This window comes from Flexivirga endophytica (assembly GCF_014640635.1).
Classification (GTDB): domain Bacteria; phylum Actinomycetota; class Actinomycetes; order Actinomycetales; family Dermatophilaceae; genus Flexivirga; species Flexivirga endophytica.
On sequence record NZ_BMHI01000001.1, the window covers coordinates 217696 to 239863 of the forward strand.

At 68.3% G+C, this 22168-nt stretch carries 21 protein-coding genes; 15 read left to right on the forward strand and 6 right to left on the reverse strand.

Features of this window, described 5'->3' with window-relative positions:
- Nucleotides 1-29 precede the first annotated feature (29 nt).
- A complete protein-coding gene (locus tag IEX71_RS01015; RefSeq protein WP_188835120.1) occupies nucleotides 30-986 on the forward strand; it encodes an electron transfer flavoprotein subunit alpha/FixB family protein in 957 nt (318 codons plus the stop codon).
- 60 nt (nucleotides 987-1046) lie between these two features.
- Here the strand turns inward: IEX71_RS01015 and IEX71_RS01020 are convergent, their stop codons facing one another.
- Nucleotides 1047-2129 carry a hypothetical protein gene (locus tag IEX71_RS01020; RefSeq protein ID WP_188835121.1) on the reverse strand — a complete coding sequence of 361 codons (1083 nt, stop codon included), beginning with the start codon at nucleotides 2127-2129 and terminating at the stop codon, nucleotides 1047-1049.
- A gap of 73 nt (nucleotides 2130-2202) precedes the next feature.
- Here IEX71_RS01020 and IEX71_RS01025 point away from each other — a divergent pair, with 73 nt between their 5' ends.
- The 7 genes from IEX71_RS01025 (at nucleotide 2203) to IEX71_RS01055 (ending at nucleotide 10225) form a co-directional block, all read left to right on the forward strand.
- A complete protein-coding gene (locus IEX71_RS01025) occupies nucleotides 2203-3405 on the forward strand; it encodes a cysteine desulfurase family protein (RefSeq protein ID WP_229749356.1) in 1203 nt (400 codons plus the stop codon).
- Nucleotides 3405-4481 carry a tRNA 2-thiouridine(34) synthase MnmA gene (gene mnmA, locus IEX71_RS01030; RefSeq protein ID WP_188835122.1) on the forward strand — a complete coding sequence of 359 codons (1077 nt, stop codon included), beginning with the start codon at nucleotides 3405-3407 and terminating at the stop codon, nucleotides 4479-4481. Before IEX71_RS01025 ends, mnmA begins: the two co-directional genes overlap by 1 nt.
- A 169-nt stretch (nucleotides 4482-4650) precedes the next feature.
- The gene (locus IEX71_RS01035; protein ID WP_188835123.1) at nucleotides 4651-5598 is read left to right on the forward strand and encodes a septum formation family protein; all 948 of its coding nucleotides are present in this window, start codon (nucleotides 4651-4653) and stop codon (nucleotides 5596-5598) included.
- Entirely contained in the window at nucleotides 5598-6476 is an 879-nt protein-coding gene (locus tag IEX71_RS01040) for a septum formation family protein (RefSeq protein WP_188835124.1), read from the forward strand. The genes IEX71_RS01035 and IEX71_RS01040 overlap by 1 nt, the downstream gene beginning before the upstream one ends.
- Nucleotides 6473-7537: a uroporphyrinogen decarboxylase/cobalamine-independent methonine synthase family protein gene (locus IEX71_RS01045; RefSeq protein ID WP_188835125.1), complete on the forward strand. Its 1065-nt coding sequence runs from the start codon at nucleotides 6473-6475 to the stop codon at nucleotides 7535-7537. The genes IEX71_RS01040 and IEX71_RS01045 overlap by 4 nt, the downstream gene beginning before the upstream one ends.
- A gap of 46 nt (nucleotides 7538-7583) precedes the next feature.
- On the forward strand, nucleotides 7584-9692 hold the full coding sequence (gene ligA / locus IEX71_RS01050; RefSeq protein WP_373284530.1) for an NAD-dependent DNA ligase LigA: 2109 nt from the start codon (nucleotides 7584-7586) through the stop codon (nucleotides 9690-9692).
- 62 nt (nucleotides 9693-9754) lie between these two features.
- On the forward strand, nucleotides 9755-10225 hold the full coding sequence (locus IEX71_RS01055; protein ID WP_188835126.1) for a mycothiol transferase: 471 nt from the start codon (nucleotides 9755-9757) through the stop codon (nucleotides 10223-10225).
- A 178-nt stretch (nucleotides 10226-10403) separates the two neighbouring features.
- On the opposite strand, the gene IEX71_RS01060 is transcribed toward IEX71_RS01055, so the two are convergent.
- From IEX71_RS01060 to IEX71_RS01070, 3 genes are all read right to left on the reverse strand, one after another.
- Nucleotides 10404-10961, reverse strand: coding sequence for a YdeI/OmpD-associated family protein (locus IEX71_RS01060; RefSeq protein WP_188835127.1), 558 nt, complete (start codon nucleotides 10959-10961; stop codon nucleotides 10404-10406).
- Nucleotides 10962-11051: 90 nt separating this feature from the next.
- Nucleotides 11052-11861, reverse strand: a complete 810-nt coding sequence (locus IEX71_RS01065; protein WP_229749357.1) for a class I SAM-dependent methyltransferase — start codon at nucleotides 11859-11861, stop codon at nucleotides 11052-11054.
- Entirely contained in the window at nucleotides 11858-12532 is a 675-nt protein-coding gene (locus IEX71_RS01070; RefSeq protein ID WP_188835128.1) for a cytidylate kinase-like family protein, read from the reverse strand. The genes IEX71_RS01065 and IEX71_RS01070 overlap by 4 nt, the downstream gene beginning before the upstream one ends.
- A 163-nt stretch (nucleotides 12533-12695) precedes the next feature.
- Here IEX71_RS01070 and gatC point away from each other — a divergent pair, with 163 nt between their 5' ends.
- The 6 genes from gatC (at nucleotide 12696) to ilvD (ending at nucleotide 19648) form a co-directional block, all read left to right on the forward strand.
- Complete coding sequence (gene gatC / locus IEX71_RS01075) at nucleotides 12696-12992, forward strand: Asp-tRNA(Asn)/Glu-tRNA(Gln) amidotransferase subunit GatC (RefSeq protein WP_188835129.1); 297 nt, start codon at nucleotides 12696-12698, stop codon at nucleotides 12990-12992.
- Nucleotides 12993-13009: 17 nt separating this feature from the next.
- On the forward strand, nucleotides 13010-14527 hold the full coding sequence (gatA, locus tag IEX71_RS01080; protein ID WP_188835130.1) for an Asp-tRNA(Asn)/Glu-tRNA(Gln) amidotransferase subunit GatA: 1518 nt from the start codon (nucleotides 13010-13012) through the stop codon (nucleotides 14525-14527).
- On the forward strand, nucleotides 14527-16041 hold the full coding sequence (gatB, locus tag IEX71_RS01085) for an Asp-tRNA(Asn)/Glu-tRNA(Gln) amidotransferase subunit GatB (protein ID WP_188835131.1): 1515 nt from the start codon (nucleotides 14527-14529) through the stop codon (nucleotides 16039-16041). The genes gatA and gatB overlap by 1 nt, the downstream gene beginning before the upstream one ends.
- Nucleotides 16042-16211: 170 nt before the next feature.
- On the forward strand, nucleotides 16212-17141 hold the full coding sequence (locus tag IEX71_RS01090; RefSeq protein ID WP_188835132.1) for a 2-hydroxyacid dehydrogenase: 930 nt from the start codon (nucleotides 16212-16214) through the stop codon (nucleotides 17139-17141).
- Nucleotides 17142-17224: 83 nt separating this feature from the next.
- The gene (locus tag IEX71_RS01095) at nucleotides 17225-17755 is read left to right on the forward strand and encodes a SixA phosphatase family protein (protein WP_188835133.1); all 531 of its coding nucleotides are present in this window, start codon (nucleotides 17225-17227) and stop codon (nucleotides 17753-17755) included.
- 42 nt (nucleotides 17756-17797) lie between these two features.
- A complete protein-coding gene (ilvD, locus tag IEX71_RS01100) occupies nucleotides 17798-19648 on the forward strand; it encodes a dihydroxy-acid dehydratase (RefSeq protein WP_188835134.1) in 1851 nt (616 codons plus the stop codon).
- 18 nt (nucleotides 19649-19666) lie between these two features.
- Here the strand turns inward: ilvD and IEX71_RS01105 are convergent, their stop codons facing one another.
- Nucleotides 19667-20440, reverse strand: coding sequence for an SDR family NAD(P)-dependent oxidoreductase (locus IEX71_RS01105; RefSeq protein ID WP_188835135.1), 774 nt, complete (start codon nucleotides 20438-20440; stop codon nucleotides 19667-19669).
- Between the two features lie 32 nt (nucleotides 20441-20472).
- Entirely contained in the window at nucleotides 20473-20934 is a 462-nt protein-coding gene (locus IEX71_RS01110; RefSeq protein WP_188835136.1) for a GNAT family N-acetyltransferase, read from the reverse strand.
- A gap of 317 nt (nucleotides 20935-21251) precedes the next feature.
- On the opposite strand from IEX71_RS01110, the gene IEX71_RS01115 reads away from it, so the two are divergent.
- The gene (locus tag IEX71_RS01115) at nucleotides 21252-22160 is read left to right on the forward strand and encodes a transporter substrate-binding domain-containing protein (RefSeq protein WP_188835137.1); all 909 of its coding nucleotides are present in this window, start codon (nucleotides 21252-21254) and stop codon (nucleotides 22158-22160) included.
- The last annotated feature ends 8 nt before the right edge of the window (nucleotides 22161-22168 follow it).

Below are 22168 nucleotides of genomic sequence, written 5' to 3' on the forward strand. Positions count from 1 at the left end.
AATGACATTCTTTTGCAAGGAGATTCATCATGGCTGAAGTCCTCGTTCTCGTCGATCACACCGACGGACAGGTCAAGAAGAACACCGCCGAGCTGCTGACGCTCGCGCGTGCCCTGGGTGTGCCGTCCGCGGTGTTCATCGGCAGCAGCGTCGAGGCCGCGCGTCCGCGGTTGGCGCAGTTCGGCGCCGCCAAGGTCTACGTCGTGGACAACCCCGACGTGACCGGCGCGGTCGCGGCGCCGCTGGCCGAGGCGCTCGCCGCGGTGGCAGAGCAGGCGTCACCGGCGGCGATCCTGCTGCCGACCGGTGGCGTCAACAAGGAGGCCGGTGCCCGCCTCGCGGTCAAGACCGGTGGCGGTCTGATCACCGACGCGACCAATGTGCAGCCCGGTGACGGCGGCGTGGCGACGACGCAGTCGGCGTTCGCGTCCAACTACACGGTGGAGTCGCTTGTCACCAAGTCGCCGGCGATCGTGACGGTCAAGGCCAACGCGGCCGCGCCGGCGGCGGCGCAGGCCGGTGCGACGGTGGTGCCGGTCGAGGTGACCGTGTCCGAGGTGGCCAAGGCCGCCAAGATCACCGGCACCGAGGCCAAGGCCAAGTCCGGGCGCCCGGAGCTGACCGAGGCCCAGATCGTGGTCTCCGGTGGCCGCGGCACCAGCGGCGACTTCTCACCGGTCGAGGCGTTCGCCGACACCCTGGGTGCTGCGGTCGGTGCCTCGCGTGCGGCGGTCGATGCCGGCTGGTACCCGCACTCCAACCAGGTCGGCCAGACCGGTAAGCAGGTCTCGCCGCAGCTGTATGTCGCGTGCGGCATCTCCGGTGCGATCCAGCACCGGGCCGGGATGCAGACCTCCAAGACGATCGTGGCGATCAACAAGGACGAGGAAGCCCCGATCTTCGAGCTGGTCGACTTCGGCGTCGTCGGTGACCTGTTCACCGTCCTGCCGCAGGCCAACGACGCAGTGCAGGCCGCCAAGAGCTGACCGACGTCATACGAGCAACGGCTCGGCATCCCGCAAGGGGTGCCGAGCCGTCGCCGTTGCTCAGCCCTTCAGCGGCTTGAGTGTCAGCTTGGAGTCGGACCAGACCGACTGCGCCTTGGTGCCACCGGGTTTGCTGAGCTGCACCAGCCGCAGTCCGTGTATGGCGCTGCCCTTCGGCGCCCAGAAGACGATCGTGTAGTCCTTGGAGTGGCCCTTCTTCACCAGTGCGCTGGTGAGGGTCTCGCCCTGGCTACCGAGCTGGGAGCTGCGGCACGACCGACCGGTGCCGTCGACGAGGGCGAAGGCGCGGCGGTCGACATACGCGTCCGCCCCCTTGGCCGAGACACGCACCGTGATGTCGATGGCGTCGACGTCGTTGGGCTGGGTCGGTCCGGGCTTGAACGCCCTCCGATGGGGCTTCCCGGCGCGCACCGACTCCGAGACCACGTCGTCGCCGTGGCTGATGGTGTCTCCGAAGGCGGTCTGGTCGCTGCCGGAGGTGGACAGCTTCGCCTTGCCCCCGTCGCAGGAGTTCGAAGCCTTGGTGGCCGCCGGTGTCGGCGCCGTCGCCTGCCAGGCCAGGCTCGCCGAGGTCGCATCGGTGGCGGGCAGATATCGCACTCCGAGCAGGCCGGTCGGCATCGACCCGGGGACGAGGAAGGCGACCACCCCGGACCCGGTGTGCGCTTCATCGACGGTGAGCGCGACGAAGCCGTCGGACAACGGGTTGATCGAGGGCTGACGGCACACGTGGCCCGAGCGGTCGACGAGCTCGAACTGGCCGTGGTCGACAGCGAACGTGCCGTTGGTCCGGACGGCTGCCTTGATCGGCACCTGGACCAGCCGGTAGCCGTGCCGGCCGGACGGCACCGAGCTCACCCGTGGCCGCCCGGCGCTGATCTCGAGCGCCGAGGACGATCCGGTGGGTGCGGCCGTGCCGAAGGGTACGGCGGTGCCGGTGACGTGCGCCCCGGACTTCGAGGAGCAGAGGGTCGGGCCGGCGGACGTGGTCGCGGTCGTGCTCGGCGCGGCCCCGTCGTGGCTCGACGAACTGCAACCCGTCAGCGCGAGCGAACCTGCGCACGCGACAACGGCGAGCAGTGTGCGGGAGCGAGGCTGTGAGCGGCGTGCGAGTGCTGACACACGGCACAGTGTCGCAAATTCCGGCAACCGGTGGCGCACGAGCACCATCGGAGGCCGCGCGTACCCTTGACGGGTGAAGTCCCTGGCATACCTCGACCACGCGGCCACGACCCCGGCGCGACCGGAGGTCATCGCCGCGATCACCGAAGAACTCGCCACCGGCGGCAACGCCTCGTCGTTGCACACCGTCGGCAGGGCAGCGCGCAAGGTCGTGGAGGAATCCCGCGAAGCTGTCGCGCACGCGCTGGGGTGCGGCCCCTCGGAGGTCGTCTTCACCTCCGGCGGCACCGAGTCCGACAACCTGGCGGTCAAGGGCACCTGGTGGCAACGACGTGGCGGCGACCCGAAGCGCAACCGGCTGCTGATCGGTGCCACCGAGCACCACGCCGTGCTGGACGCGGTCGAGCACCTGGTCCATCACGAAGGCGCAATCGTCGACTGGATCGACGTCGACCGGTCGGGCCGCAGCGACCCGTCACAGGTGCGCGAGCTGATCGAGCGGGACCCGGACTCGGTCGCCCTCGTGTCCCTGATGTGGGCCAACAACGAGGTCGGCGCCATCCAGCCGGTCGCCGACGTCGCATCGGTGGCACACGAGCACGGCATACCCATGCACACCGACGCGGTGCAGGCGATCGGACAGGTCCCGGTCGACTTCACCGCTTCCGGCGCCGACCTGCTCACCGCGAGCGCGCACAAGTTCGGCGGGCCACAGGGCGTCGGCGTGCTGGTCGCCCGGCGAGACGCGTCGCTGGTGCCGCTGACGCACGGCGGTGGCCAGGAGCGCCAGCTGCGCAGCGGCACCCTCAACACCCCCGGCATCAGGGGTATGGCGGTCGCGGCGACCCTGGCGATGCAGGAGCTCCCTCAGGAGCAGGAGAAGCTGGCTGCGTTGCGGGACAAGCTGATCCGCGGTGCGCTCGATCTCGGCCTGGACATCGAGGTGACCGGCGCACACGAGGTCGGTGACGTGACGGCGCGGCTCGCCGGCAACGCGCACCTGCGGGTGCCCGGGTGCGACGGCGACTCGCTGCTCTACCTGCTGGACGCCGCCGGCATCGAGTGCTCGACCGGCTCGGCCTGCCAGGCCGGTGTTCCGCAACCCAGCCACGTGTTGTTGGCGATGGGCATCAGCGAGGACGACGCACGCGGCGCGCTGCGGCTCACCCTCGGGCACACCTCCACCGACGCGGACGTCGCGGCCTTCCTCGCGGCGTTGCCTGCCGCGGTCGACCGCGCCCGTCGGGCGCGCTCGGCGAGCCGGGGTGGTCGCTGATGCGGGTCGTCGCAGCAATGAGTGGGGGAGTCGACTCGGCAGTCGCCGCGTCGCGCATGGTCGAGGCCGGCCACGAGGTCGTCGGAGTGCATCTCGCGTTGTCCCAGTCCGCAGCGACGCTGCGGGAGTCGGCGCGCGGCTGCTGCACGATCGAGGACGCCGGTGACGCACGCCGGGTGGCGGACAAGGTCGGCATACCGTTCTACGTCTGGGACATGGCGCAGCGGTTCAAGGAGGACGTCGTCGAGGACTTCGTTGCCGAATACACCGCCGGACGCACGCCCAACCCGTGTCTGCGCTGCAACGAGCGGATCAAGTTCGCGGCGCTGTTGGACAAGGCGCTCGCGCTCGGCTTCGACGCGGTTGCGACCGGCCACTACGCCCAGATCGTTGACGGCCCGCACGGCCGCGAGCTGCATCGCGCCGTCGACATGGCCAAGGACCAGTCCTACGTGCTGGGTGTGCTCGACGCCGACCAGTTGGCGCGCTCGTTCTTCCCGTTGGGCGACACCACCAAGCCACGGATCCGCGAGGAAGCGGCGGCCCGCGGCTTCTCGGTCGCCAAGAAGCCGGACAGCCACGACATCTGCTTCATCGCCGACGGCGACACCAAGGGCTGGTTGACCCAGCGGCTCGGGGAGCAGCCCGGCGAGATCGTCGACACCGACGGCGACGTGGTCGGCGAGCACCAGGGCGCGTTCGCCTACACCGTCGGGCAGCGCCGCGGGCTGGGGCTCAAGGTGCCGCGCGAGGACGGCGCCAAGCGCTACGTCGTCGACGTGCAGCCGCGCACCAACACGGTGGTCGTCGGCACCGAGGACCTGCTGGGCATCGACGTCGTGGTCGGCGACCACGCCCGTTGGTGCGGCGCCGAGCCCACGGGCGAGCTGCAGGTCGGTGCCCAGCTGCGGGCGCACGGCGAGGAGTTCGCCGGCCGGGCCGTTGCCGAGGACGGACGCGTGACCGTGCGGCTGGACCGCCGGGCACGTGGTGTGGCACCCGGACAGTCGGTCGTCCTGTATGACGGCACGCGTGTCGTCGGGTCCGCGACGATCACGTCCACCGGTCGCTCCTGAGCCGCGTTCTCGAGGCGTCCCGGTCATGACGACCCGGTGTCCGGATGAAACCGATCGGGTTACGCGCGCGTCAGGATGACGTAGGCCCGACGCGCCACCAGCTATCGTTGCGGCCGATCACCCAGGAAGTTACGTCTGAGCACGCCTCAGGGACACGAGAGACTGCGCAATGGCTTTGATCCACCACCGCCCGACCCGTCCGTTGCTGGCCGTCGCCACCATCAGCACGCTCTGCCTCGGGCTCGCAGCCTGTGGTGGCAGCGACTCCTCGCTCACGGTGACACCGGGCACATCGACCTCGTCGAGCACGTCGGCGGCGCCGACCCCCGACCCGAGCACGTCCTCGACGAGCCCCTCGTCCGAGTCGCCCACGAGCTCGTCGGAGTCGAGCTCCAGCAGCGCAGCGACCACGGCATACAAGGCGGGGCAGTGCCTCGACAACACGATCGACTGGGGAACGGCGTCCTGCGATCAGCCGCACAAGCTCGAAGTCATCTCGGTCGTCAAGACGTCCAAGGACGCGGACGACATCGTCAAGCGAGGCGTGCTGCGGACCTGGTCGTGCAACAACGCGCTGGCCGGTTACCTCGGCAGCCCGAGCTCCGGCTTCGCGCGGATCCTGGCCCAGCCGGTGCCGGCGTCCACCGACCCGAACGCCGCGCACCAGATCGTCTGCGCGGCCGCGGTCACCAAGCCGGACGACTCCGGTTACGAGGAGATCAGCTACCGCCTGAAGAACCGCATCAAGGACAAGGGCTACACCAACTACCGCATCTGCACCAGCGATCGGCCGAGCAAGACGGACTCGCCGCACATCGTTCCGTGCACCCAGGCGCACAAGGCCGAGACCATCGGCGGTTACGTGATCGGCAAGGCCGACGGGAAGTACCCCGGCAGCAAGACAGTCGACAAGCGGGCCCTGGCGAAGTGTGTGCCCCTGGCCAAGACCTACCTCGGCGGTGCCCGCGGTGACGTGATCGCGTCGGCCAACAGCACCGGCAAGTCCGGCTGGCAGCGCGGCACGACGATGACCGCCTGTTTCGTGGAGGCCACCAAGGGCACTTTCACCAAGCCGCTCAAGGGCATGAAGAACAAACCACTGTCCGCATATAAGTGATGGCACGCCGATCGCTGGGCCTGGCCGCCGCCGCGCTCGCGGTCGGCGTACTGGCCGGGTGCGGGTCGGACGGTAGCGTTGCCGTGACGACCGACCGCCCACCCGTAGCCTCGACGGGTAGCAGCGCAGGATCGGCTTCGACGTCGAGTCCGGCGGAGGACTATCTGCAGGGCATCACCGTGGGCGACTGCTTGGACCAGCCCGCCGGCGAATGGAAGAGCGGGGACTGCGCAAAGGGCCACGAATTCGAGGTCTCGGCGATCGTGCCCAGCAAGTGGGACAAGCACGACGCCGTGGCGCGCAGCGCGTTGCGCACGTGGACCTGTAACGAGGTGGCCGCGGCATACCTGGGTGGGCCGATCGTTGCGACTTTCTTCCAGGCAGTGCCGCTGCCGACAGCGGCCGACCCCAAGTCAGCCGACCGGATCGTCTGCCTGACTCACCAATCGGCCCCCGACGAGAAGATCGTGCAGACCTTCGGACCGATGCGTGGCCAGTTGTCGGACCCGGAGAAACTGGCGTCTCGGCGCGTCTGCCTCGCCGAGGTGACAACCCACTCGGGCACGGCGGAGCCAGTGCGCTGTTCGCAGGAGCACGCCTCGGAGGCCGTGACCGATCTGTCGCTGGGCAAGCTCACCGATCCCTATCCCGAGGAGAAGGCGCTACGCGCCACGATGCGGAAGGTCTGCACCCCCGAAGTGCGCGAGCACCTCGGTGGGGTCGAGCGCAAGGACCTTGTAGTTGGCGCCCTCGGCCCGTCCGAGTCACAGTGGAACGCCGGCGATCACGACGCGACCTGTTTCGTCAACATCAAGGGCGACAAGCTGACCAAGTCCGTCAAGGACATCAAGACCAAACCGCTGAAGGACTATCGATGAATGCAGTAGCGGCGAGCGGGATCGGGTCGCTGCCCGGCACCGACGTCGAGGGCGCCGCGCGTGCGGTTCGTGAGCTGTATGGCGACGGCGGCCTGCCCTACCTCGTGGAGCTGCCCGCCCGTGGCCCTGGCGCCGACCTGATCGGGCGCACCGCGGCGCAGCTGACCGGCCTGGCGGTCGACCTGCAGCCCGCGGGATGGCGGCTCACCGATGCCGCCGGACGGGACGCCGCCCGTGCCCGCGCCTACCTGCGACAGGACCTCGACGTGCTCGCCGAGGTGTATGACGGCTACACCGGCGCCCTCAAGGTGCAGTTCTGCGGCCCGTGGACGCTCGCGGCGACGCTGGCGTTGCCGCGTGGTGAGCGCGTGGTCAGCGACCCCGGTGCGGCACGGGACATCGTGCAGTCGCTGGCCGACACCGTCGTGGAGCACCTGCAGCAGGTCCGTCGACTGGTGCCGGGGGCCGTTGCGACCGTGCAGTGGGACGAGCCGGCGCTTCCGGCGGTGCTGGCCGGCCGCCTGCCGACAGCTTCGGGTTACGGGCGGGTCCGTGCAGTCGACCCGAACGTCGTGCGCGACGGTCTTTTGCGCCTCACCGAAACCGTTGGGCGTGAAGCGGATTCGCAGATCATGCACTGCTGCGCGGCCGATGTTCCCGTGCCGCTCGTGCGGCAGGTCGCCGGGCTCGAGCTGGGCTTGGACACCTCACTCATCAGGGCGGCGCAGTGGGACGGCATCGCCGAGCTGGTGGAGTCCGGACGGCGCCTGTGGGCGGGTCTGGTGCCGACCGATTCGACCGCGCGGCATCCACGACAGTCCGGCGGAAGGACGGCCAATGACGCAGAGCCTGATGGAAGGGCGAGGTACGAGTCCTTCCATCAGCACGTCGACCCGTTCGTGGGGCAGTGGCACCGGGTCGGTCTCGAGCCCGCGTTGCTGGAGCAGGTCGTTGTCACGCCGGCGTGCGGGTTGTCCGGTCTCTCGCCGGCCGAAGCGCAGCGGATCGGCCGGCTCACGGTCGACGCGGCGCACGCCATACGCGACCTGGCCGAACGCTGATCAAGTGCCTGCACCATTGTCTGCGCCGTACGGCAGGATTGGGCGGGTGAGCGAGACGGACGGCATACCGGTGGAAAAGCGGCACGAGTGGACCGAGCTCGCTGAGGAGGCCCGCGGTCACCAGTTCGCCTACCACGTGCGCGACGCCCCGACGATCAGCGACGGTGCCTATGACGAGCTGATGCGGCGTCTCAACGCGTTGGAGGAGGAGTTCCCGGCGCTGCGCACCCCCGACAGTCCCACCCAGCAGGTGGGCGGCGCGATCTTCAACACCGACTTCACAGCGGTCAAGCACGCCGAGCGGATGCTCAGCCTGGACAACGTGTTCAGCGCCGAGGAGTTGGGCGCCTGGATCGCCCGGGTACAGCGCGAGGTGGGCGACCAGCCGCTGCATTTCCTCTGCGAGCTGAAGATCGACGGGTTGGCGATCAACTTGACCTACGAGAAGGGCCGCCTCGTGCGTGGCGTCACGCGTGGCGACGGCACGACCGGTGAGGACGTCACTTCCAATGTCCGCACGGTCGAAGGCATTCCGCACCGTTTGTCCGGTGACAACATCCCGGAGCTCGTCGAGGTTCGCGGCGAGATCTTCATGGGCATGTCCGACTTCGAGCAGCTGAACGCCGCGCTCGTCGAGTCCGGCAAGCCGCCGTTCGCCAACCCGCGCAACACCGCGGCCGGTTCGCTGCGCCAGAAGAATCCGCGGGTCACCGCGAGCCGTGCGCTGCGGATGCTGGTGCACGGCATCGGTGCTCGCACCGGGTTCGACATACAGCGGCAGTCGCAGGCCTACGACCTGCTGCGCGAGTGGGGCCTGCCGGTGTCGAGCCACTACAAGGTCGTCGACTCCGCCGCCAAGGTGCAGAAGTATGTCGAGTGGGCCGGCGCCAATCGGCACTCCGTCGAGCACGAGTTGGACGGCGTCGTCGTCAAGGTCGACGAAGTGCCGGTGCAACGCGCGCTGGGTTCGACCTCGCGCGCCCCGCGCTGGGCGATCGCCTACAAATACCCGCCGGAGGAGGTCAACACCAAGCTGCTCGACATCGAGGTCAACGTCGGCCGGACCGGGCGCGTGACGCCGTTCGGGGTGATGGAGCCGGTCGTGGTCGCGGGCTCGACGGTCGCGAATGCCACACTCCACAACGCTTTCGAGGTCAAGCGCAAGGGTGTGCTGATCGGCGACACGGTGGTTCTGCGCAAGGCCGGTGACGTCATACCCGAGATCCTCGGGCCGGTGGTCGACCTGCGCGACGGCTCGGAGCGCGAGTTCGAGATGCCCACCCACTGCCCGTCCTGTGGCACGGAGTTGGCCTACGAGAAGGACGGTGACAAGGACATCCGATGCCCCAACTCGCGCACCTGCCCGTCGCAGCTGCGCGAGCGGCTCTTCAGCCTCGCCGGGCGGAGTGCCTTCGACATCGACGCGCTCGGCTGGGAGGGCGCGGTCGCGCTGCTCGAGTCCGACGTGATCACCGACGAGTCGACGCTGTTCCGGCTCACCCGTGAGCAGCTCGTGCAGGTCCCGATCTACACGCGTGCAGCGAAGAAGACCGACTCCGAGGACGACATCGTCGACGGGAAGGTGTTGTCCGCCAACGGTGTTCGGCTGCTCGACAACCTCTCGACTGCCAAGGAGCAGCCGCTCTGGCGGGTGATTGTCGGACTCTCGATCCGGCACGTCGGCCCGACCGCGGCACGTGCGCTCGCGACCGAGTTCGGCTCGATCGAGGCGATCCGAGCGGCGAGTGTTGAGGACTTGGCAGCCTCCGACGGCGTCGGAGGCGTCATCGCACAGGCCGTCATCGACTGGTTCGAGGTCGACTGGCACCGACAGATCGTCGAGCGGTGGGCCGAGGACGGCGTGCGGATGGCCGACGAGCGCGACGAGTCGATCGTGCAGACACTGAGCGGACTGACGATCGTGGTGACGGGTTCGCTCGAGCGCTTCAGTCGTGACTCGGCCAAGGAGGCGATCATCGCGCGCGGCGGCAAGGCGGCCGGTTCGGTCTCCAAGAAGACCTCGTACGTCGTGCTCGGCGCCAACGCCGGCTCCAAGGCCGACAAGGCCGAGCAACTGGGCGTTCCGACGCTGGACGAGGAAGGCTTCGAGGAGCTCCTCGAGAACGGCCCACCGGAAGCCGACGACGCCGAGTAGGGACGGCCGACTCGAGACCAAGTGCCGTGTCGCGAATCAGCAATTTGGGCAAGGAGTTTCACATGAGCGAAGCAGTCCCACTGCACGTCGCGCTGGTCCACATCGACCGCGCACTCAACGGTATGTCGGCAACCCTGCGCGAGCTGGGCGACGACCTGGCGAACGCGCAGACCGGTCTGCCCGGTGGCAACACGGCATACCAGATCGTGCGGCACTGCTGCGGCGTCCTGGAGTTCTGGGGCGGCCAGGTGCTGGCCGACCGGACCATCTCCCGGGACCGCCCGGCCGAGTTCACCTCCTCCGGCACGGTCGACGAGCTCGTCGCGCTGGTCGAGCGACAGGGGGCGGCCTTCCGTTCTGATCTGCAGGGTTTCGACGGTGAGGCGGTCCCGCGCGGGACGCTCGAGGAGCACAATATGGACCGGGACGAGGTCCGCACCCAGGGCGGCGTGCTGATGCATGTCTACGAAGAGCTTGCACAGCATCGCGGGCACCTCGACATCACGGCCGATATCGTGCGCTCCCGCGTCTGAGGACGGGCGCCGCTCAGACCATCGCCGAGCCCTCGTCGATTCGTGTGCACGCCGCCCTCGTCCGGGCCGGTGTCGGTCCCTGAATCGATCGTCCGCCCCGCGAGAGCGACGAGTTCTTCCTCGTCACCGGTCAGTTGGCGGGCCGAGGGCGGCATTCCACTGCTCCTGTGTGGCGACGCTACCCGCGCTCTTCGGGCTCGACGAGCTTGCCGCTCTTGGCCAGCTCCGGATCGGTGCACGACGACAGGTCGAAGCAGCACGGGCGTCGCTTGCCGGACCGCAGTTTGGAGACTCCGACCTCGACGCGACGATCGCGAGTCACTGGGTTCTTGGTCGCGTTGATCCAGCGGACCCACTCCCACCGTGCCATCGGCGTGATGTCGTCCCACAGCTCGCTGACGTCACTCGCTTCGGAGATTGCGGCCGAAAAGTCCTCGGGGACATCGGGTTCCGGCCAGGACTTGGTCGGCTGGATCTCCAGGTCGACCGATGTCCCCGCTGCGAGATCGAGTTCGCTGCGCAGTCCGTCATCGATCGCGATCCAGTGGCCGCGCCGGCCGTCGGGTTCGATCACGGTGGGATGGGTGTGCCCGTCGACCAGCACAGTGGCAGCCACCTGCCCTCGCGACGGCAACGCCATGCTCGTGTCGTCGGGCAGCCGGACGATCATCCGGTCGCCGATGAGTTCGGTCTCCCCGGTGCACTCGACGATCGTGGGCTCGGACTTGGTCGCCATACCGGCAGGGTAGTGCGACTCTCGCCCGTGATGGCCCCAACGCGGTGCGTCGCACCGCACGTTCTGCTGGTCCGAACTCCCGGACGCAGCTCAGACCGGCTTGCGTGCCAGCACCAGAAGCGCGTCATTTTCGATGCGGACGCCGCCCGAGCCGACGAGCGCGGAGAGCTCAGCGCGCACCGCGGTTCGATGAGCGTCGTCGAGCACGAGATATCGCGAGTAAGTGAAGAGCAGGTCCAGCCAGGCATCTCGGGCATATCGCCGGTCCTCGTGGAACGTGCGTCGCTCGACGGTGAACCCGATGCCGCGCAGCAGACCGTCAACGGATGCCTCGCGGTTCTCCGACGGTCGTGCGCTGCCCACGGCGGTCAGGTGGCGTTCGTCGACCTCGGAGATGCGTTCGCGGGGCGGATCGATCTCGGTGAAGCGGTTCCACAGGAGCGCGAGTCCACCACCGGGCCGGAGCACGTCCCACGCCTTGCGTGCGGCAGAGGCAGGTTCGACCCAGTGGAAGGACTGCGCGAAGGAAACGACATCGAAACTGCGGTCGGAGGGGTCCCACGCCTCGAACGTCGCGACCTCTACGTCGAGGTCACCCGCCCGGGCGACCGCCGCCATGTGCGGATCGGGTTCGACCGCAAGGACATTCGCCCCGGCCGCACGCAGCTGTCGGGCGGCGATACCGGTGCCCGATCCCACATCGAGCACCTCAGGGGTGCAGCCGGCGCTCGCCTGAACGCCGGCCTGAACCTCGGCGAGGACGGTTTCGATCAGAGCCGGCGGGTATGCCGGGCGGTGCTCGTCATACTCCGCAGCGACCGCTCCGAACGACTCGGCACGCGACCGGTCGCGATGGAGCTGTTCGGCGTCGCGCGTCCTGTCGATCGGCGCCGGACTCAATCGGCATCCGGGGCGTAGGTGGGCGCGTCGCTGCCCGCCCCGGGGCCGGCGGCGAACGCGCGGTAGGCGTCGATGATCATCGAGACGCACTGCTCCAGCTCGAGCAGGGGCGTGTTGACCTGCAGGTGGTAGAGCGTCGGGTCGTCGATGTCCCGGCAGTACAGGTGCTGCACGTATTTGGCGCGGGCGGCGTCGACCTGCTCGAGGTTCTTGGCAGCCTGCTCCGGGGAGACCTTGCCCTCGCCGAACTTCTCGGCAGCCTTGATGCGTTCCTCGGGGCTGCCGTAGAGCCGCACCCGCAGGACATCGGTGCGGTTCTGCAGGGCGGCGGCGCCACCACGGCCGAGGATGACGGCGCCATCCGTCAGCGCCTCGCACATGATCTTGTTCGCCTCGGCCCGGAACTCCTCGGCGGCCGCACCGTCGGCGGCGGCGATCGCAGCGCCGCCACTGATCGTGTCGGCCAGGGGAGCGAGGTTGCGGAAGAACCGATCGGCGAAGCTGAGCTTCCGCTCGCCCTCCTCGGCTTCCTGCAGCGAGACATCGAGCTCGCCCGCGACACGGGCGCTGATCGCGCGGTCCAGCATGGCGAAACCGAGGCGTTCTGCAACGCGAGGTGCGACGACTCCGCCCCCTGCGCCGTAGGCGGACGAAATGGTGATGCCGGGCATGACAGCCTCCTGTGCCGGGTGGATGATCTTCATCGAGCTCGGAGAAACTTCGTTCAGCTATCAAGTTGTATCACTGCGTGTGACCAGTGTGACGCCTGAACGTATCCCGCAGCAGACCTACTCCGGAGGAAATGCGCGAAGTCACGCGAAATAGACTGTCCCCATGTCTGACCTCTCCCGCGACGAGGTAGCCCACGTCGCCATGCTCGCCCGCATACAGCTCACCGACGCCGAGCTCGACCGGCTGGCCGGTCAGTTGGACCAGATCGTCGGGTTCGTGGCCACCGTCGGCGAGATCGGCGCCGACGACGTGCCGCCGATGTCGCACCCGCTGCCGCTGGAGAACGTCACTCGTCCGGACGAGGTCCGCCCGAGCCTGACGCCCGAGCAGGCGCTTGCCGCCGCACCGCACGCGCAGGCCGAGCGATTCGCCGTGCCGCGCATCCTGGACGAGGACTGAGAGCCGAGAAGAACACGATGACTGATTACACCCGGCTCACGGCTGCCGAGATCGCCGACGCACTCGCCAGCGGCACCACCACCTCGGTGGAGGTCACGCAGGCACACCTGGACCGCATCGCCGAGGTCGACGGCGCCATACACGCCTTCCTGCAGGTCGACGCCGAGGGCGCGCTGGCCGCCGCGAAGGCGGTCGACGAAGCGCGCGCGGCAGGGGAGAAGCTCGGGCCGCTCGCGGGCGTCCCCATTGCGGTCAAGGACATCGTCGCGACCAAGGGCCTGGAGACCACCGCCGGCAGCAAGATGTTGCAGGGCTGGATCCCCCCGTATGACGCCACGATCGTCACCAAGCTCCGCGCGGCCGGTATGCCGATCCTCGGCAAGACCAACATGGACGAGTTCGCCATGGGCAGCTCGACCGAGCACTCGGCATACGGCCCGACCCACAACCCGTGGGATCTCGACCGCACGCCGGGCGGATCCGGCGGTGGCTCGTCGGCCGCCGTCGCTGCCTTCGAGGCGCCGCTGGCGATCGGCACCGACACCGGCGGGTCGATCCGCCAGCCCGCGTCGGTCACCGGCACCGTGGGCACCAAGCCGACGTATGGCGGAGTGTCGCGCTACGGCCTCATCGCACTGGCCAGCTCGCTGGATCAGGCCGGGCCGTGCACCCGCTCGGTGCTCGACGCCGCACTCCTGCACGAGGTCATCGGCGGGCACGACGTCATGGACTCGACGTCCATCGACGCGCCGGTGCCGCCGGTGGTCGAGGCTGCCCGTCAGGCCGACGTCTCGGGCATGAAAATCGGTGTCATCAAAGGTATTTCGGGCGAAGGCTTCCAGCCGGGGGTCAAGCAGCTCTTCGAGGAATCGGTGCAGTTGCTCGTCGACCGCGGCGCCGAGGTCGTGGAGGTGGAGTGCCCCAGCTTCGAGAAGGGCCTGGCCGCCTACTACCTGATCATGCCGAGCGAGGCCAGCTCCAACCTGGCGCGCTTCGACGCGATGCGTTACGGCCTGCGGGTCGGGCCCGAGGGCGTCGACAGCCCCAGCGCCGAACAGGTCATGGCGGCCACTCGTGAGGCCGGGTTCGGCGATGAGGTGAAGCGCCGCGTCATCCTGGGCACCTACGCCCTATCATCCGGCTACTACGACGCCTACTACGGCCAGGCGCAGAAGGTCCGCACGCTGATCGCGCGGGACTTCGCGGCGGCATACGAGAAGGTCGACGTGCTGGTCACCCCGACTGCGCCGACCACGGCGTTCAAGCTCGGCGAGAAGCTCGACGACCCGATGGCCATGTACCTCAACGACGTCGCCACCATCCCGGCGAACCTCGCTGGCGTTCCTGGCATTTCGATACCCAATGGCCTGGCGTCCGAGGACGGTCTGCCCAGTGGTTTCCAGATCCTCGCGCCGGCCACCAAGGACGAGCGGCTCTATCGCGCGGCCGCGGCGCTCGAGGCAGCGCTGCACGAGAAGTGGGGCGGCCCGATCCTGGCGCAAGCCCCGGCACTGACAGCAAAGGCGGGCAACTGATGACCGACGCAGTCGTCGACTACGACGAGGCTCTCGCGACATACGACCCGGTGATGGGTTTCGAGGTGCACGTCGAGCTCAACACCGCTACCAAGATGTTCTGCGGGTGCGCAACGGGATTCGGCGCCGAGCCCAACTCCCAGGTCTGCCCGGTCTGCCTCGGCCTGCCCGGCGCCCTGCCGGTCGTCAACGACAAGGCCGTCGAGTCTGCCATCCGCCTCGGCCTCGCGCTGGACTGCAACATCGCGTCCTGGTGCCGCTTCGCCCGGAAGAACTACTTCTACCCGGACATGCCCAAGAACTTCCAGACCAGCCAGTATGACGAGCCGATCTGCTTCGACGGTCACCTCGACGTCGAGATCCCGGCCGCATCCGGCAAGGGCACCGAGATCTTCCGTGTCGAGATCGAGCGCGCGCACATGGAGGAGGACACCGGCAAGTCGCTGCACGTGGGCGGTGCCACCGGCCGCATCCAGGGCGCCGAGTACTCGCTGGTCGACTTCAACCGCGCCGGCATACCGCTCATCGAGATCGTCACCAAGCCGATCGAGGGCGCGGGGGAGCGGGCACCCGAGATCGCCAAGGCGTATGTCGCCACGCTGCGCGACCTGGTCAAGGCGCTCGGCATCAGCGACGTGAAGATGGAGCAGGGCTCGGTCCGCTGCGACGCCAACCTTTCGCTGCGACCGATCGGCACCGAGAAGCTCGGCACCCGCACCGAGACCAAGAACGTCAACTCGCTCCGATCGATCGAACGCGCGGTCCGTTACGAGATCAGTCGGCAGGCTGCGGTGCTGAACGACGGCGGCACGATCACTCAGGAGACCCGGCACTGGCACGAGGACACCGGCGTCACGACGGCCGGACGTCCCAAGTCCGACGCCGACGACTACCGCTACTTCCCGGAGCCCGACCTGGTGCCGGTCGCACCGCGCGCCGAGCGGGTCGAGGAGTTGCGCGGCACGCTGCCCGAGCCGCCCGTGCAGCGCCGCAGGCGCCTGCAATCCGACTGGGGTTACAGCGATTTGGAGATGCGTGACGTCATCAACGCCGGCGCGCTCGACCTGATCGAGGCGAGTGTGGCCGCCGGTGCCACGCCGGCCGGTGCCCGCAAGTGGTGGACCGGTGAACTCGCCCGCCGCGCGAACGCCGAGGAAAAGAGCGTCGAGGACTTCAACGTCACCCCTGCGTATGTCGCCGAGCTCGACGGACTGGTCAAGGGCGGCAGGCTCAACGACTCGATGGCCCGACAGGTCCTCGAAGGCGTCATCGCCGGCGAGGGTGCTCCGACCACGGTCGCCGACGCCCGCGGCTTGGAGCTCGTCCAGGACGACGGCGCTCTCGAGGCCGCGGTCGACAAGGTCATCGCCGCCAACGAGCCGATCGCCGCGAAGGTCCGCGACGGCAAGCTCAACGCCGCCGGTGCGCTCATCGGTCAGGTGATGAAGGAGCTGAAGGGTCAGGCCGACGCCGCCAAGGCCCGCGAACTCATCCTCGCCAAGCTCACCAGCTGACCGCGCTCTTCTCGCCGAGAGGACACCCATTCGTCGAGAGGACAGGCGATTTCGGCCAATCTGGCCCGAATTGCCTGTCCCCTCGGTGTGTTGCCTGTCCTCTCGGCGCAAGGGGTGGGTACGTCGAGCCCGGGCTCTGCTGGGTCGAGTGTCCCGATTAGGTTCAATGCATGGCTGTCGTGTCGTTACCGGAGGAACATTGGGTGGCCGCGCTGGCCGACGTCGAGGGCGTCGAGCCGGTCGTGTGGGACATGAAGGACGCGCCACCACGAGACGACATCGCGGTGGTCGTGCCGCCATACATGGGCAACCCGAAGCGGCTGGCCCGGCTGGCCGAGCTGCCGAAACTCGAGGCGGTGCAGCTGGTGACCGCGGGCTTCGAGCACGCAGTGCCCTACCTTCCCGATGGTGTCGCGCTCGCGAACGGCCGGGGGATCCACGACACGTCGACCGCGGAGCTCGCGGTGGGGCTGGCGATCGCCGCGCAGCGCGGCATACCGCAGGCGGTGCGGGCGCAGGAGGACGGGGAATGGCTGCGGCTGGCCGGTATGCCGTCGCTCGCGGACCGGCACGCGTTGATCATCGGCTACGGCTCGATCGGTGTTGCGATCGCGAAACGGCTTGTGGCGATGGAGGTTTCGGTGACCGCCGTCGCGTCCCGGCCGCGCGCCGGTGACGACTTCGTCGACAGCGTTCACGGCATCGAAGAGCTGCCGACGCTGCTGCCGGAGCACGAGATCGTCTTCCTCATCCTGCCGCTGACCGAGCAGACGCATCACCTGGTGGATGCGCAGTTCCTGGCCCGTATGCCGCGAGACTCGCTCCTGGTCAACGTTGCGCGCGGCGGGATCGTCGACACCGACGCGCTGGTCGAGGCGTGTGCCGCGGGGCGGGTGCGGGCCGCACTCGACGTGACCGATCCGGAGCCGCTGCCGCCCGAGCATCCGTTGTGGCGCACCGAGGGCGTGCTGATCACCCCGCACGTCGGCGGTGCCTCCACTGCGTTCGAGCCGCGTGCGCTGCAACTGCTGCGTGGGCAGCTCGCTCGGTTCGCGGCGGGCGCGCCGTTGCGCAATGTCGTGGTCACCGGGCAGAGGTGAAATGCTGCAGCCATGAGCGAGCGAAGCGAGCGCCCAGAAGGCATTAGGTCGGATGCCGGCACCCGAGGAACGAAGGGTCCGGCATGACGTCGGCATCCCGTCAGCTGATCCTCGTCCGGCATGCCAAGGCCGCCGAACCGCGCGACGGCCAGGCCGACCACGACCGCCCGCTCACCCAGCGCGGGCACGCCGACGCGGAAGCGCTCGGCCACTGGTTCAAGGAGCAGGGGCTGCGGGTCGACCTCGTGCTGTGCTCGACCGCAGTCCGGACCAGGGAGACCTGGGCGGACGTCGTCGCCAGTAGCGGGCTCGGCGCGCTGGTGGCCAACGACCAGCGCATCTACAACGCGTCCGTGCAACGACTGCTCGGCGTGATCGCCGAGGAGGGCGGACCGTCCCGCTCGATCGCAGTCGTCGGGCATGCCCCTGGTATGCCGGGCCTCGCGGCCGCCCTCATCGAGGGCGCGCAGGTCGAGGAGGGCGGCCCGAATCTCGAGGGCGGGTACCCGACGTGCACGGCAGCGGTGCTACAGGTCGCGGTCAAGTGGAAGGACCTGGCACCCGGGACGGCACGGCTCAGCGCCATACACACCGCACGGACGTCCGGTGATTGAGATCACCGTCCCAGTCCGTGGACGTCCGCGTAGACTGTGGCGATGCCAGCTCTGAGGTCTCGGACAACCACAGTCGGTCGTGCAGCATCGGGCGCGCGTTCGCTCTGGCGAGCGACCGGCATGACCGACGGCGACTTCGGCAAGCCGATCGTCGCCGTCGCGAACTCCTACACCCAGTTCGTCCCGGGTCACGTGCACCTGAAGAACATGGGCGAGATCGTCGCCGAGGGGGTGCGTGCGGCCGGAGGCGTGGCCCGTGAGTTCCACACCATCGCGGTGGACGACGGCATCGCCATGGGCCACGGCGGCATGCTCTATTCGTTGCCGAGTCGCGAGATCATCGCCGACTCGGTCGAATACATGGTCAACGCGCACACGGCCGACGCCTTGGTCTGCATCTCCAACTGCGACAAGATCACACCCGGCATGCTCAATGCCGCGATGCGGCTGAACATCCCGACGGTCTTCGTCTCCGGTGGGCCGATGGAGGCAGGCAAGACGGTTTCGGTGAACGGCGTCGTGCACCCGTCGTCGGACCTGATCACCTCGATCTCCGCCTCGGCCGACGACAACGTCGACGAGGAAGCGCTCGCCGCGATCGAGAATTCCGCCTGCCCGACCTGCGGCAGCTGCTCGGGCATGTTCACCGCCAACTCGATGAACTGCCTGACCGAGGCGCTCGGCCTCGCGCTGCCGGGCAACGGCTCGACACTGGCGACGCACTCGGCGCGCCGGGCGTTGTTCGAGCGCGCCGGGTCCGTCGTGGTCGATCTGGCCAAGCGGTACTACCACGACGACGACCACTCGGTCCTGCCACGCAACATCGCCACGTCGGCGGCCTTCCGCAACGCGATGGCGCTCGACGTCGCGATGGGCGGCTCCACCAACACGGTGCTGCACATCCTGGCCGCGGCGCAGGAGGGCGAGGTCAAGGACTTCGACCTGACCACCATCGACGAGATCAGCAAGCGAGTGCCGTGCCTGTCCAAGGTCGCGCCCAACTCGTTCTTCCACATGGAGGACGTGCACCGTGCGGGCGGCATACCCGCCATCCTCGGTGAGTTGCGTCGCGCCGGACTGCTCGAGCCCGACGTCAGCACCGTGCACTCGCCGACCATGGAGCAGTGGCTGGACGACTGGGACATCCGCTCCGGCAAGACCACCGACGAGGCGCTCGAGCTCTTCCATGCGGCGCCCGGGGGAGTGCGCACCGTCGAGCCGTTCTCGACCGACAATCGGTGGGCTGACCTGGACACCGACGCCGAGAACGGCTGCATCCACGACAAGGAGCACGCCTACACGACCGAGGGCGGCCTGGCGATCCTGCGCGGCAACCTTGCGGCCGACGGCGCCGTCATCAAGACCGCCGGCATCGACGAGGAGCTGTGGCACTTCGAGGGTCCCGCGCGGGTCGTGGAGTCCCAGGAGGAGGCGGTCGACGTCATCCTCAACAAGATCATCCAGCCGGGCGAGGTTCTCGTCGTGCGTTACGAAGGCCCTGCAGGTGGCCCGGGCATGCAGGAGATGCTGCACCCGACCGCGTTCATGAAGGGCACCGGCATGGGCAAGAAGTGCGCCCTGGTCACCGACGGCCGCTTCTCGGGTGGGTCCAGCGGCCTGTCCATCGGTCACGTCTCCCCGGAGGCTGCCGCAGGCGGCGCCATCGGCCTGGTGCGCGACGGCGACCCGATCCTGATCGACGTCGTCAGCAGAAGGCTGGAGCTGCAGGTCGACGACGAGGAACTGCAGCGTCGTCGGGCGGAGATGGACGCCTCCGAGCGCCCGTGGCAGCCGGTGGCCCGCGATCGCGTCGTCAGCAAGGCACTGTGGGCGTATGCCGCCATGGCGACCTCGGCCGACCGTGGCGCCGTGCGTGAGCTGCCCGGGAGCTGACCGAGCGCCGACTACCTCTCAGTGGGTGCCGGTGATGCCGCCGTCCACCGGGATGTCCGCACCGTTGATGTAGCCCGCCGCATCAGTCGACAGGAATCCGACGAGCGCGGCGATCTCCTCGGCCCGGCCGAGGCGCTGCTGTGGGTTCGGCGCGTAGTCGGCCACCAGAGACGCCTCGATCTCATCCCAGCTGCGACCGGCCGACTCCGGCCGGCTCGCGAACAGCCGCTGCATCGCCGGCGTGAGGATGACTCCGGGGCTGACCATGTTGACTGTCACCCCGGGGGCCACTGCGGTCCGGGCAAGGCTGATCGTGGCGTTGGCCAGAGCTGCCTTCGCGGCGGAGTACTCGATCATCGTGGGGATCGGCGTGCGCGTGGCGCGTGTGCCGATGAAGACCACCCGACCGAAGCCACGGTCGCGCATCGGCGCCAATGCCGCGGTCGCCAGCTGAACGGCGGACACGACATTCGTCTGGTAGGCCGACTGCCAGTCTGCAGGCGTTGCAGTGCTGTGCGTGTGCTCGGCATACGGCCCCGCGCAGTGGACCAGGACGTCGAAGTGACCGGCGTCGACCTGGGCGGCGAGCGTCCGGACCTCGTCGGGTCTCGAGACGTCGCCGTGCAACGACTCGACCGTTGCGTCGAGCTTTTCCGCCGCGGCTGTTGCGGATCCGCGGGTGCGGCCGTGGACCGTCACCTGCGCGCCGCGACGTAAGAGGTCCTGCGCGACGGCATACCCGATGCCCGAGGTGCTCGCGGTGATCAGGGCGCGGCGTGTTCGTTGTTCCATCCCGACGACGGTACGTGGCAGGTATGACGGCGTCAGAGTGCCAGCTTCATCATGCGGTCGGTCGTGACGAAGCCGAGCGACTCGTAGAGGTTGATGGCGACGTCGTTGCCGCCGAAGACGTGCAGCGTGAGCGTGTCGAGACCGTTGTCCCGTGACCACTGTGCGGCTTCCTGCATCAGGGCGCGGCCGTAACCCTTGCCGCGGGCGGCGGGTTCGACCTGTATGTCGTAGATGAACGCGAATTCTTTGCTTTCACCACGACGCGCCATCCAGAGGCGTCCGACCCGGTCCCCGGCGTCATCCGTTGCGATCAGGACCGCGTGCCCGGGCGCCAGTTTCCCGTCGGGAAAGAGCTGCGCAGTCTCCAGCTCGGCCTGCCGGTGGGCCTCCTCGAGCGGCACACCGCCGTTGGTGTGTTTGTCCTCTGCATACTCGCGCATGGTGCTCGCTATGTAATCGGGGAGCTCGTCATCGGCGATCGGTCGTACCTGCATGCACGGCACCTTAGCCGGGTGTGACTGCTGTGACGAATGACACAGATCGGCGCGATTCGGCCGCCGAATGTCTCAAAGTGATAACGAAGAATCCCGGCCCAAACCCGCCCGGGGCGAGTATCGTCTACTTGTCGACAATGTGTCGTCTTGGCTGGTCAGCGACGCTTTCGAGAGGAGTTTGACCGTCCTTGGCCCCCCCATTACCTGCGCCAAACCTGTGATTGAGATGTGCCGGACGGCGACATAGCCTCCAGAGGTCCCGTTCTCCCGGAGGTGCGTTCGGCGTGGCTCCCCGTGTGTCGAAAGGCCCCAGAAACATGAGACTGCGTACACGACGTGCAACCGCCGCTGCTGCTGTGCTGACAGCAGGTGCTCTCGCCCTTTCCGGGTGTGGTGGTTCAAGCGGTGGCGGTGGCGGTGGCGGTGGTGACACCCTGTCGTCGCTGAAGAAGGCCGGCAAGGTCACCGTCGGCATCAACGGCGAGAATCCCTACAGCTTCATCGGCAAGGACGGTAAGCCGGACGGCGCCACCATCGCGCTGGACAAGGCCGTCTACAAGAAGCTCGGCATCAACAAGGTCGAGGCCAAGAAGGTCGAGTGGGACGCACTGATCCCCGGCCTCAATTCCGGCCAGTACGACGAGGTCAGCGCCGGTATGTCGATCCTGCCGGATCGCTGCAAGAAGGCGGCGTTCAGCTACCCGGAGATCACCTACGAGACGGCCTTCCTGGTGCCCAAGGGCAACCCTAAGGGGCTGCACACCATGCAGGACCTGAAGGCGAAGAAGGTCAACCTGGTCACCGAGAACGGCGCCATCGAGCAGGGCTACGCCAAGACGATGGGCATCCAGACCCAGACCGTCGGATCGCCGCAGGACGGCCTGCGTGCGGTCGAGAACGGCCAGGCTGATGTCTTCGCGCTGACCGCGATCTCGCTGCGCACGCTGGTCAAGACTCAGAAGGCGCAGAGCAAGGTCGAGGTCACCAAGGCGTTCACCGCCGAGGTCAAGGGCAAGCTGCAGATCGGTGCGGGCGCCGCCGTCTTCCGCAAGGACGACACCAAGCTCCTCAAGGCCTACAACAAGGAACTCAAGAAGATCATCGACGACCCGAAGCAGTTCAACAAGATCGTCGGTAAGTACGGCTTCACCGAGGCCGAGCGTCCCAAGGGCAAGACGACCGACACCAAGTACCTCTGCTCCGGCAAGCTGCCGGACGCGAAGTAAGTGATCGG

Bases quoted from the DNA above. Each gene is read 5' to 3' on its own strand.
- IEX71_RS01015 (WP_188835120.1), top strand. From the start codon at position 30: ATGGCTGAAGTCCTCGTTCTCGTCGATCACACCGACGGACAGGTCAAG.
- mnmA (WP_188835122.1), top strand. From the start codon at position 3,405: ATGCGGGTCGTCGCAGCAATGAGTGGGGGAGTCGACTCGGCAGTCGCC.
- IEX71_RS01035 (WP_188835123.1), top strand. From the start codon at position 4,651: ATGGCTTTGATCCACCACCGCCCGACCCGTCCGTTGCTGGCCGTCGCC.
- IEX71_RS01040 (WP_188835124.1), top strand. From the start codon at position 5,598: ATGGCACGCCGATCGCTGGGCCTGGCCGCCGCCGCGCTCGCGGTCGGC.
- IEX71_RS01045 (WP_188835125.1), top strand. From the start codon at position 6,473: ATGAATGCAGTAGCGGCGAGCGGGATCGGGTCGCTGCCCGGCACCGAC.
- IEX71_RS01055 (WP_188835126.1), top strand. From the start codon at position 9,755: ATGAGCGAAGCAGTCCCACTGCACGTCGCGCTGGTCCACATCGACCGC.
- IEX71_RS01060 (WP_188835127.1), bottom strand. From the start codon at position 10,961: ATGGCGACCAAGTCCGAGCCCACGATCGTCGAGTGCACCGGGGAGACC.
- IEX71_RS01070 (WP_188835128.1), bottom strand. From the start codon at position 12,532: ATGCCCGGCATCACCATTTCGTCCGCCTACGGCGCAGGGGGCGGAGTC.
- gatC (WP_188835129.1), top strand. From the start codon at position 12,696: ATGTCTGACCTCTCCCGCGACGAGGTAGCCCACGTCGCCATGCTCGCC.
- gatA (WP_188835130.1), top strand. From the start codon at position 13,010: ATGACTGATTACACCCGGCTCACGGCTGCCGAGATCGCCGACGCACTC.
- gatB (WP_188835131.1), top strand. From the start codon at position 14,527: ATGACCGACGCAGTCGTCGACTACGACGAGGCTCTCGCGACATACGAC.
- IEX71_RS01090 (WP_188835132.1), top strand. From the start codon at position 16,212: ATGGCTGTCGTGTCGTTACCGGAGGAACATTGGGTGGCCGCGCTGGCC.
- IEX71_RS01095 (WP_188835133.1), top strand. From the start codon at position 17,225: ATGACGTCGGCATCCCGTCAGCTGATCCTCGTCCGGCATGCCAAGGCC.
- ilvD (WP_188835134.1), top strand. From the start codon at position 17,798: ATGCCAGCTCTGAGGTCTCGGACAACCACAGTCGGTCGTGCAGCATCG.
- IEX71_RS01105 (WP_188835135.1), bottom strand. From the start codon at position 20,440: ATGGAACAACGAACACGCCGCGCCCTGATCACCGCGAGCACCTCGGGC.
- IEX71_RS01110 (WP_188835136.1), bottom strand. From the start codon at position 20,934: ATGCAGGTACGACCGATCGCCGATGACGAGCTCCCCGATTACATAGCG.
- IEX71_RS01115 (WP_188835137.1), top strand. From the start codon at position 21,252: ATGAGACTGCGTACACGACGTGCAACCGCCGCTGCTGCTGTGCTGACA.